Origin of the sequence: Streptomyces cyaneofuscatus (genome assembly GCF_042718795.1) — a bacterium.
Classification (GTDB): Bacteria; Actinomycetota; Actinomycetes; order Streptomycetales; family Streptomycetaceae; genus Streptomyces; species Streptomyces cyaneofuscatus_A.
Genome location: NZ_JBHXOX010000064.1, coordinates 1 through 10071, shown reverse-complemented (window position 1 = coordinate 10071; position 10071 = coordinate 1). Strand labels below are relative to the sequence as shown.

General features: G+C 71.7%; 10 protein-coding genes. 7 read left to right on the top strand and 3 right to left on the bottom strand.

Annotated elements, in window-relative coordinates:
- Positions 1-141: 141 nt before the first annotated feature.
- The 3 genes from ACFWRT_RS37405 to ACFWRT_RS37395 all read right to left on the bottom strand — a co-directional run bounded on the left by ACFWRT_RS37405 (position 142) and on the right by ACFWRT_RS37395 (position 1557).
- Complete coding sequence (locus ACFWRT_RS37405) at positions 142-369, bottom strand: DUF3107 domain-containing protein (RefSeq protein ID WP_010061602.1); 228 nt, start codon at positions 367-369, stop codon at positions 142-144.
- 160 nt (positions 370-529) lie between these two features.
- Entirely contained in the window at positions 530-1174 is a 645-nt protein-coding gene (locus tag ACFWRT_RS37400; RefSeq protein ID WP_380953574.1) for a TetR/AcrR family transcriptional regulator, read from the bottom strand.
- A 167-nt stretch (positions 1175-1341) separates the two neighbouring features.
- On the bottom strand, positions 1342-1557 hold the full coding sequence (locus tag ACFWRT_RS37395; protein WP_380953575.1) for a hypothetical protein: 216 nt from the start codon (positions 1555-1557) through the stop codon (positions 1342-1344).
- A gap of 124 nt (positions 1558-1681) precedes the next feature.
- Here ACFWRT_RS37395 and ACFWRT_RS37390 point away from each other — a divergent pair, with 124 nt between their 5' ends.
- From ACFWRT_RS37390 to ACFWRT_RS37360, 7 genes are all read left to right on the top strand, one after another.
- Positions 1682-2647 (top strand): alpha/beta fold hydrolase, encoded by a 966-nt coding sequence (locus ACFWRT_RS37390; RefSeq protein ID WP_380953576.1) that lies wholly within the window; start codon positions 1682-1684, stop codon positions 2645-2647.
- Between the two features lie 8 nt (positions 2648-2655).
- Positions 2656-4107: a DUF3152 domain-containing protein gene (locus tag ACFWRT_RS37385; RefSeq protein ID WP_380953577.1), complete on the top strand. Its 1452-nt coding sequence runs from the start codon at positions 2656-2658 to the stop codon at positions 4105-4107.
- Between the two features lie 78 nt (positions 4108-4185).
- A complete protein-coding gene (locus ACFWRT_RS37380) occupies positions 4186-4281 on the top strand; it encodes an Ms4533A family Cys-rich leader peptide (RefSeq protein ID WP_309544399.1) in 96 nt (31 codons plus the stop codon).
- Positions 4282-4538: 257 nt separating this feature from the next.
- Positions 4539-6263 (top strand): ABC transporter substrate-binding protein, encoded by a 1725-nt coding sequence (locus tag ACFWRT_RS37375; RefSeq protein WP_380953578.1) that lies wholly within the window; start codon positions 4539-4541, stop codon positions 6261-6263.
- Positions 6264-6283: 20 nt separating this feature from the next.
- Complete coding sequence (locus ACFWRT_RS37370) at positions 6284-7273, top strand: ABC transporter permease (RefSeq protein ID WP_380953579.1); 990 nt, start codon at positions 6284-6286, stop codon at positions 7271-7273.
- A complete protein-coding gene (locus ACFWRT_RS37365) occupies positions 7270-8259 on the top strand; it encodes an ABC transporter permease (protein ID WP_237327826.1) in 990 nt (329 codons plus the stop codon). The genes ACFWRT_RS37370 and ACFWRT_RS37365 overlap by 4 nt, the downstream gene beginning before the upstream one ends.
- Positions 8256-9917 (top strand): dipeptide ABC transporter ATP-binding protein, encoded by a 1662-nt coding sequence (locus ACFWRT_RS37360; protein WP_380953580.1) that lies wholly within the window; start codon positions 8256-8258, stop codon positions 9915-9917. The genes ACFWRT_RS37365 and ACFWRT_RS37360 overlap by 4 nt, the downstream gene beginning before the upstream one ends.
- Positions 9918-10071: the final 154 nt, after the last annotated feature.

The following is a 10071-nucleotide window of genomic DNA, read 5'->3' as shown; positions in this document are numbered from 1 at the left end:
GGGGTTGTTTTTTTTTTTATATTTTTTTTTTCTTGTGCGTTTGGGGTGTTTGTTTTTTGTTTATCCCCCCCGGGGGGGGGGGGGGGGGGGCCGGGGCCCCCCCCCCCCCCCCCCCGCTCCCGTGCTCACCGCGTCCGAGGACTACAGCGCGCCGAACCCCACACGCCGTGTGGTCGGCTCACCGATCTCCACGTACGCGATCCGGTCGGCCGGCACCAGGACCTTGCGGCCCTTGTCGTCCGTGAGGCTCAGCAGCTCCGCCTTGCCGCCCAGTGCGGCGGCGACCGCGCTCTCGACGTCCTCGGCGGAAAGCCCGCTCTCCAGAACGATCTCGCGGGGCGTGTGCTGCACCCCGATCTTGACCTCCACGGCTATGTCCCTCCGACGGTCAGTCCCTGCGCGGCGAACCGCGCCGTACGCAGCCACATTAGCCCGGTGGGACCACGCCTCACGGCCCGACCGGCAACGCCCGCAGCGAACACGCTCCGGGACCCGGCCACGACGGGGTGTCCACGCCGCCCGAGGGGCGTCAGTGCTGCTGCTCGACCCCGTGCAGCGGGAAGCCCGCGATACCCCGCCAGGCCAGCGAGGTGAGCAGCTGCACCGCCGTGTCGCGCGGGATGCCGGAGCGGCTGGAGAGCCAGTAGCGCGCCACCACCTGCGACACACCGCCGAGGCCCACCGCGAGGAGCATGGACTCGTCCTTGGACAGGCCCGTGTCCTCGGCGATCACGTCGGAGATCGCCTCGGCGCACTGGAGGGAGACCCGGTCGACCCGCTCGCGTACGGCGGGCTCGTTGGTCAGGTCGGACTCGAAGACCAGCCGGAAGGCGCCGCCCTCGTCCTCCACGTACGCGAAATAGGCATCCATCGTCGCCTCGACGCGCAGCTTGTTGTCCGTCGTCGACGCCAGCGCCGTCACCACGGCCTGGAGCAGCGACTCGCAGTGCTGGTCGAGGAGGGCGAGGTAGAGCTCCAGCTTCCCGGGGAAGTGCTGGTAGAGCACCGGCTTGCTGACGCCGGCCCGCTCGGCGATGTCGTCCATCGCGGCGGAGTGGTACCCCTGTGCGACGAAGACCTCCTGCGCGGCGCCCAGGAGCTGATTGCGTCGGGCGCGGCGGGGAAGACGCGTGCCCCGCGGGCGCGCTGCCTCTGTCTGCTCGATGGCGCTCACGCCGCCTCCCAAATGTGTGTTCCAGCACAGCCGATCCGTACACGCTGCGCCGTACAGCCATCGTACTTTTGGGTAACCCCGGTGCGCGCGGCGCGGACGCAGAATTTCACGGACCGGACGCGGGTGGAAGCCACAGTTCTCCGGGGCCCGGGACAAAGCGGGGCGGTCTACCGGTAATCGTCCTCGTCCAGAGGGATCACCCTGCGCTGTTCCGCCAGATCGGCCTCGTTGGCGGTGGCCAGGTCGGCGTCCTCCACCTGCTCGTCGCCCTCGGGCCGGACGTCCGTCCGCTGCTCGGCGGCGTCCGCCTCCGGTGCCTCCGGGCCCGGTGTGTCCGGCTCGGTGCTCTCGAAGGTGTCCGGGTCGCTCGGGTCGACCGTCATGGTGACTCCTTTCTTCCCCTCTGGCCGCTTCCTTTGAAGCGTAGGAGCAACACTCCTACCCCGCGATGCGGCCTGTGACCGCGAACACATGAACGGCGGCGTGATCGTCTCGTAATATTGGCGCATGTCTTCGACCGAGCTGCCGGGAACTCAGGCCATCGCCGCCGCGATGGCTCCCACGGTCAGCGCCGTCCGGGTCGCCGAGGGCGAGCGGCTGCGTTCGGTGGCCCTGCCGGGGCTCACGCTGACCGTCCGTTCGCGGCCCGCCGACCGGACGGGTCTGCCGCCCGCGCTCTTCGTGCACGGGCTCGGCGGGTCCTCGCAGAACTGGTCGGCCCTGATGCCGCTGCTGACCGACGTGGTCGAACCCGACGCCGTCGACCTGCCCGGATTCGGGGATTCGCCGCCGCCGGACGACGGCAACTACTCGATCACCGGGCACGCCCGTGCGGTGATCCGGCTGCTCGACGCGGGTGACCGCGGTCCCGTCCATCTGTTCGGCAACTCCCTGGGCGGCGCGGTCGCCGTCCGGGTCGCCGCCGTCCGCCCCGACCTGGTGCGCACCCTCACCCTGATCTCGCCCGCACTGCCCGAGTGGCGGGTGCAGCGGCCCGCCGTACCGACCGGGCTCCTGGCGGTGCCGGGGGTCGCTCCGCTGTTCGCCCGGCTCACGAAGGGCTGGACCGCGGAGCAGCGGACCCGCGGAGTCATGGCACTCTGTTACGGCGATCCGGCACGGATCTCCGACGAAGCCTTCCGTCACGCGGTGGCCGAGATGGAGCGACGGCTGGAGCTGCCGTACTTCTGGGACGCGATGACGCGTTCGGCCCGGGGCATCGTGGACGCGTACACCCTGGGCGGCCAGCACGGACTGTGGCGCCAGGCCGAGCGGGTGCTCGCACCGACCCAGCTCGTGTACGGCGGACGGGACCAGCTCGTCTCGTACCGGATGGCGCGCAGGGCGTCCGCGGCCTTCCGCGACGCCCGGCTGCTGACCCTGCCCGACGCGGGGCACGTGGCGATGATGGAGTACCCGGAGACGATCGCCCAGGCGTTCCGGGAACTGCTCGACGATGGCGGCGGGAGCTGATCCGGGGCGTGGGACGACACAGCCGAAAGGGCGCAGAGGCCACCCGCCCGGACGCCGCAGCGGCGGATCCGGGCGGCCGAAGCGCCGTACCCCGCCCCGCCTCCTCCTCTTCCGGCGGCGGTCGGCGCAGGCGCCAAGGGCCCGCGCCCGCCGCCGACGGGCCCGCAACCCACCGGGACACCGCGTTCCTCGACGCCCCCTACCCGGCCGCGCCCTTCCAGGACGCCCCCCAGGTGCGCGGCGGCCACCCCGAGCAGCACGAGCCGGGCGGCGGCTGGGGCGCCGGTCCGCAGCAGACCTACGGCGGCCCTCGGGCCGCCGGGCGGCCGGCTTGCGACGCACCTGCTGACGGCGCGCCGGCCCGCCCGGACCAGGACGCCGCCCGCGAACAGGCCGTGGCGCGTCAGGTGTCCGCCCAGCAGGCCGCCCAGCGCGCCGCCGACGGGCGGACGGGGCGTCGGACCGCCGCCCGCCCCGAGACGATGCCGGGCCCCCGCAGGGAGTTCGTCGACGCCTTCGACGCCGATGCGCCCGCCCCGGGCGGCGCGCCGGACACGCGCGCGGGCTCCGAAGAGGGCGGACCCCCGGTGGAGCCGGGCGCCGCGCCGGCCGCGGAACCCGCCGGGCGCTCCGCACCCAAGGGCGGCAAGGGGCGGACCTTCACCGGGATCGCCGCGGCCGCGGTGACCACCGTGCTCGCGGTCGTGGTGGCCGGACAGGTCGCCGAGGACTCCGCCGGCCGGGGTGCGGCGGCGCGGTCGGCCGGTGTCGACCGGGAGGCCGGGGAGGGCGCCTCGCGCTCGGACGCCCGCCCGACCCCCGAGCAGCCCGCGTCGCGGGCCCCCGAGGTCAAGCCCCTGTCGTACGGCGAGAAGATGGCGCAGCCCGTCCCGCTCGCCGCCGACCTGAAGGCGACCGGGACGTTCGAGGCCGTCCCCGGACTGGCGAAGGCGCCCGGCAAGGGCCAGAAGTACCGCTACCGGATCGATGTCGAGAAGGGCCTCTCCCTCGACGCGGGTCTTTTCGCCGAGGCCGTCCAGAAGACGCTGAACGACGACCGGAGTTGGGCGCACAACGGCGCGATGACCTTCGAGCGGATCTCCTCCGGGAGCCCGGATTTCGTGATCACGCTCGCCAGTCCCGGCACCACCGGTGAATGGTGTGCGAAATCCGGTCTGGACACGACGGTCCAGAACGTCTCGTGCGATTCCGCCTCGACCGACCGCGTGATGATCAATGCCTATCGGTGGGCCCAGGGTTCCGCCACCTTCGGCCCGAAGAAGATGCTGGCCTACCGTCAGATGCTCATCAATCACGAGGTAGGCCACCGGCTCGGACACGACCATGTGAGCTGCCGCACGCCCGGCGCCCCGGCCCCGGTGATGCAGCAGCAGACCAAATCCCTGGACCTCGACGGGATCAAGTGCAAGCCCAACCCCTGGGTTTACCCCGGTAGTTGACGAGCGGTGTCCGCATAGCGAGACGGCCGTCCTGTTCCGCTTTGACAGCGGTCAAGGCGGTCGTTCATATTTCTCGGCATGTCACGCAGCCCCGCACCTTCCGAGATCGCCGCCCTTGAGCTGGCGCTTCTCGGCGTGACCGGGCACTGCGTAGCCGACATTCTCTGTCGCTGACGCCTGTCCGAGCGCGCAGTCGGCTTTCTCTTTTCGCGTGACCTGTCCGTGAGCCTCCGAACGGCTCCGACGGCCCCGGGACCGCCGCGCCTGGACTTCACTCCGTCCGCAGGCGCGGCATTTCCTTGTCCGGCCGGTCCTCTTTTCAGGCTTTTCAGGATTTTCGGGCCCGGGCCTTTCTCGTGCTGTCGCCTGCGCGGATTTCTCCTTTTCCTTCCCGCGTTTGTTTCGCTGTACATCCGAGAGGTCATCTTCCGATGCGTCAACCGTCCGTCATAGCGCGCCGCGTGGCCGCGGCCACCGTCACCCTCGTCCTCGCCGCGGGTGCCGCGGCCTGCGGTCCCGAGGACAGCAAGGGCGGCGACAGCGGCTCCGGCGCCGAGGGCACGCCGCAGAAGGGCGGCACCCTCACCGTCCTGAACCGCAACACCCAGCAGGACTTCGACCCCGCCCGGCTCTACACCTCCGGCGGCGGCAACATCCCCTCCCTCATCTTCCGCACCCTCACCACCCGCAACCGCGAGGACGGCGCCGACGGCGCGCAGGTCGTCCCCGACCTCGCCACCGACCTCGGCAAGCCCAACAAGGACGCCACGGTCTGGACGTACACGTTGAAGGAGGGGCTGAAGTACGAGGACGGCACCGCGATCACCTCCGCCGACATCAAGTACGGCATCGAGCGCTCCTTCGCCGCCGAGCTCTCCGGCGGCGCCCCCTACCTGCGGGACTGGCTGATCGGCGGGGCCGACTACCAGGGCCCGTACAAGGACAAGAAGGGGCTCGACTCCATCGAGGTGCCCGACGACCGGACCATCGTGTTCCGGCTGAACAAGCCCGAGGGGGAGTTCCCCTTCCTCGCCACGCAGACCCAGACCACCCCGGTGCCGAAGGCCAAGGACACCGGCACCAAGTACGAGGAGCACCCCGTCTCCTCGGGCCCGTACAAGGTCGTCACCAACGAGAACGACGGCGAGCGCCTGGTCCTGGAGCGCAACCCGCACTGGTCGGCCGCGACCGACGAGGAGCGCAAGGCCCACCCCGACCGGATCGACGTCCGCTCCGGCCTCGACGCCGCCGTCATCAACCAGCGGCTCTCCGCCTCGCAGGGCCCCGACGCCGCCGCCGTCACCACGGACACCAACCTCGGCCCGGCCGAACTCGCCAAGGTCAGCAGCGACAAGAAGCTCGCCGCCCGCGTCGGCACCGGCCACTTCGGCTACACGAACTACATCGCCTTCAACCCGAAGGTGAAGCCCTTCGACAACCCGAAGGTGCGCCAGGCGATCTCGTACGCCGTCGACCGCTCCTCGGTCGTCAACGCGGCGGGCGGCTCCTCGCTCGCCGAGCCCGCCACCACCTTCCTCCCCGAGCGGGACTCCTTCGGCCACACCCCCTACGACCACTTCCCGGCCGGGAAGACCGGTGACGCGGCGAAGGCGAAGGAGCTGCTGAAGGAGGCCGGGTACGACAAGGGCCTGACCGTCACCCTCACCCACTCCGACGCCAAGGACTTCGAGACCAGCCCGGAGATCGCCACCGCGCTCCAGGCCGCCCTCAAGAAGGCCGGCATCACCGTCGAACTCCAGGGCCTGGAGGACAACGACTACTCCGACACCATCCACGACGCCAAGAAGGAGCCCGGCTTCTTCCTCGCCCACTGGGGCGCCGACTGGCCCTCCGGCGGTCCGTTCCTCGCCCCGATCTTCGACGGCCGGCAGATCGTCAAGAACGGCGCCAACTACAACACCAGCTTCCTGAACGACCCCGAGGTCAACCAGGAGATCGACGAGATCAACAAGCTGACCGACCTGAAGGCCGCCGCCACCCGCTGGGGCGCGCTCGACAAGAAGATCGGTGAGAAGGCGCTGACCGTGCCGCTGTTCCACCCCGTCTACAAGCGGCTGTACGGCCAGGACGTCAAGAACATCGTCATCAGCGACTGGACCGGCGTCCTCGACGTCTCCCAGGTCGCGGTCAAGTAGCAGGTCGCGGTCACCTCACCATGTCCGAAGCCCTGCTGGTCCAGGAGGCGGGAGCGGCGTCGGCCGTCGCCCCCGCCTCCGGGGCCCGGCTGTTCTGGCGAAGGCTGCGCGCCCAGCGCGCGGCCTTCGCCGCGGCCCTCGTCGTCCTCCTGCTCGTCCTGGTCGCACTCGCCGCGCCGCTGCTCACCGCAGTGGCGGGCCAGGACCCGAACACCTACCACCCCGACCTCGTCGACTCGGCGGCCGGCGGCGTCCCCATCGGCCCCTTCGGCGGCATCAGCGCCGACCACTGGCTCGGCGTCGAACCGCAGACCGGCCGCGACCTGTTCGCCCGGATCGTGTACGGCGCCCGGGTCTCCCTCGGCGTCGCCCTCGTCGCCACCGTCCTCCAGATCACCCTCGGTCTGATCATCGGCCTGACCGCCGCGCTCGGCAGCCGCTGGGTCGACCAGCTCCTCAGCCGGATCACCGACATCAACGTCGCCCTGCCGATCATGGTCATCGCGCTCGCGCTGCTGGCGATCGTCCCCGAGACCTTCCCGCGGCCCGTCCTGATCGCGCTGGTCATCGGCGGCATCAACTGGGCCGGTACGTCGAAGATCGTGCGGGCGCAGGCGCTCACCCTGAAGTCCCTCGACTTCGTCTCGGCGGCCCGGCTCAGCGGACGCGGCACGTGGTCCATCGCCCGCCGCGAGCTGCTGCCCTCGCTCGCCGCGCCCGTGATCACGTACGCCGCCCTGGCCTTCCCCACCAACATCATCGTGGAGGCGGCGCTGTCCTTCCTCGGCGTCGGCATCAAACCGCCCACGCCGTCCTGGGGCCAGATGCTCACCGAGGCCGACACCTGGTACCAGGCGGCCCCGACCTATCTCCTGCTCCCCGCCGGGCTCCTGTTCGTCACCGTCCTCGCGCTCACGGTCCTCGGCGAAGGCGTCCGTACGGCACTCGACCCACGCGCCGCGTCCCGGCTGCGCGTCGGCACGAAGCAGACCAAGGAGGACGTGGCATGACCGGCTTCCTGATCCGGCGGCTCGGAGGGGCCGTCCTCGTCCTGTTCGCCCTGACCGCCATCCTCTACGGCATCTTCTACGTCGCCCCCGGCGATGTCGCCCAGATCGTCTGCGGCCCGCGCTGCTCACCCGCCCAGGTCGCCCAGGTCACCGAGCAACTGCGGCTGGACGACCCGTTGTACGTGCAGTACGGGCACTTCCTCCAGGGCATCGTCGCCGGGCGCGACTTCTCCACCGGCACCGGCGTGGAGCACTGCTCCGCGCCCTGCCTCGGCGTGTCCTACCAGTCCGACCAGCAGGTCACCCAGCTCATCCTGGCCAAGCTCCCGGTCACCGGCTCCCTGGTCATCGGCGCGTTCGCGGGCTGGCTGCTGCTCGGCGTGGGCACGGGCGTGCTGTCGGCCTGGCGGCGCGGCCGGCTCACCGAACGCGTCCTGACCTGGCTGACTCTGGCGGGCTCGGCCACGCCCGTCTTCGTGATCGGGCTGCTGCTCATCATCGTGTTCTGCTCCACCCTCCAGTGGCTGCCCGCCCCGAGTTACGTCCCCTTCGCCGAGGACCCCGAACAGTGGGCGTGGGGGCTGCTGCTGCCCTGGGTGTCGCTGGCACTGATCGAGTCCGCGAAGTACGCGCGGCTCACCCGCAGCGCCATGCTGGAGACCCTCGCCGAGGACCATGTGCGCACCTTCCGCGCGTACGGGGTCGGGGAGCGGGCCATCATCGGCCGGCACGCCCTCCGGGGCGCGGTGGCGCCCGTCATCGCCCTCAGCGCGCTGGACTTCGGCACGATGTTCGGCGGCGCGGTGCTCACCGAGTCCCTCTTCGGCATCCCGGGCATCGGGCGCGAACTGGTCAACGCGGTGAAGGTCGTCGACCTGCCCGTGGTGGTCGGCATGGTGCTGGTGACCGGGTTCTTCGTCGTCCTCGCCAATGCCGCCGCGGACCTGCTGTACGCGCTGGCCGACCGACGGGTGGTCCTTTCATGACGACGCGTGAGCTACTGAAGGCAACGCGTGAACCATTGGTGCGCGTCACCGACCTCACCGTCGACTTCGGTTCCGTACGGGCCGTCGACGGGCTCTCCTTCACCCTGGAGGCGGGCGGCGCCCTCGGCGTGGTGGGGGAGTCCGGCTCCGGCAAGTCCGCCTCTGCCTACGCCCTGCTCGGCCTCCACCGGGGGACGGGCGCCCGGGTCGGCGGCACGGTCGAGGTCGCCGGTACGGACGTGAACGCGGCCGACGACGCCGGCCTCAGGGCCCTGCGGGGCGCGAAGGCCGCCATGGTCTTCCAGGACCCGCTCTCCTCGCTCGACCCGTACTACCCGGTGGGCGACCAGATCGCCGAGGTCCACCGGGTCCACCACCGCGCCTCCCGCAAGGCCGCCCGCGCCCGGGCCGTCGAGGTGCTGGACCGGGTCGGCATCCCGGACGCGGCCCGTCGCTCCCGGCTGCGGCCGCACGAGTTCTCCGGCGGGATGCGGCAGCGGGCCCTCATCGCGATGGCCCTGGCCTGCGAGCCGCAGCTGATCGTGGCGGACGAGCCGACGACCGCGCTCGACGTCACCGTCCAGGCCCAGATCCTGGACCTGCTGCACACCCTGCGCCAGGAGACCGGCATGGGGCTGCTGCTGGTCACCCATGACGTGGGGGTGGCCGCCGAGAGCGTGGACGAGGTGCTCGTCATGCGGGACGGTCGTGAGGTGGAGCGCGGGCCGGTGGCCCGGGTGCTCGGGTCGCCGCGTGAGGCGTACACGAAGGAGCTGCTGGCGGCGGTGCCGAGGGTGGAGACCCGCAGGGTGGTGCCCGCCCAACGTGTTCCGGAGGAGGCCGTACCGCTGCTCGAAGCCGTCGACCTGCGGCGCGAGTTCGGCCGGGGGAGCGGGAAGGTCGCCGCTGTGGGCGGGGTCTCGCTCACCGTGCACGCCGGGCAGACGCTCGGCATCGTGGGGGAGAGCGGCAGCGGCAAGACCACGCTCGGCCGGATGCTGGTCCGCCTGCTGGACCCGACGGCGGGCCGGCTCCGTTACGGGGGTACGGAGATCGGCTCGCTGTCGGATAGGGAGCTGCGGCCCTTCCGGCGCGAGCTCCAGATGGTGTTCCAGGACCCGGTCGCCTCGCTCAACCCGCGCCGCTCGGTCGGCGAGTCCGTGGCCGACCCGCTGCGGGCCGCCGGGGAGCGCGACGAGAGGCGCGTACGGGACCGGGTGGGCGCACTCCTGGAGCGCGTCGGGCTCGACCCGGCGCACTTCGAGCGCTACCCGCACGAGTTCAGCGGCGGACAGCGCCAGCGCATCGGGATCGCCCGTGCCCTGGCCGCCGAGCCGAAGGTCATCGTCTGCGACGAACCGGTCTCCGCGCTCGACGTCACCACCCAGGCCCAGGTCGTCGCGCTGCTCGCCGAACTCCAGCGCGAGCTGGGCATCGGCCTGGTCTTCATCGCCCACGACCTCGCCGTGGTCCGGCAGGTCAGCGACCGGGTCGCGGTGATGCGCGGCGGCCTGATCGTCGAAGAGGGCCCGGCTGACGAGGTGTACGGAGACCCCCGGGACCCGTACACGAAGCAGTTGCTGGCGGCCGTTCCGGCGCTCGATCCCGGGCTGGCGGCGGCGCGCCGGGCGGCCCGCAGGGAACTGGCCGCAGCCTGACCCTCCGTAACAATCGACCGCCGTACCGCGACGGAACGCGACCGGCGCGGGAAAGTTACGACGGTTCACCCCTTTCGGTGGTGGGGCGGGGCCCCCGCCGGCGCCCCCCCCCCGGGGGCCGCTACGGGGGGGGCCCGGCGGGGGGGCCGGGCCA

Bases quoted from the DNA above. Each gene is read 5' to 3' on its own strand.
- ACFWRT_RS37395 (WP_380953575.1), bottom strand. From the start codon at position 1,557: ATGACGGTCGACCCGAGCGACCCGGACACCTTCGAGAGCACCGAGCCG.
- ACFWRT_RS37390 (WP_380953576.1), top strand. From the start codon at position 1,682: ATGTCTTCGACCGAGCTGCCGGGAACTCAGGCCATCGCCGCCGCGATG.
- ACFWRT_RS37380 (WP_309544399.1), top strand. From the start codon at position 4,186: ATGTCACGCAGCCCCGCACCTTCCGAGATCGCCGCCCTTGAGCTGGCG.
- ACFWRT_RS37375 (WP_380953578.1), top strand. From the start codon at position 4,539: ATGCGTCAACCGTCCGTCATAGCGCGCCGCGTGGCCGCGGCCACCGTC.
- ACFWRT_RS37370 (WP_380953579.1), top strand. From the start codon at position 6,284: ATGTCCGAAGCCCTGCTGGTCCAGGAGGCGGGAGCGGCGTCGGCCGTC.
- ACFWRT_RS37365 (WP_237327826.1), top strand. From the start codon at position 7,270: ATGACCGGCTTCCTGATCCGGCGGCTCGGAGGGGCCGTCCTCGTCCTG.
- ACFWRT_RS37360 (WP_380953580.1), top strand. From the start codon at position 8,256: ATGACGACGCGTGAGCTACTGAAGGCAACGCGTGAACCATTGGTGCGC.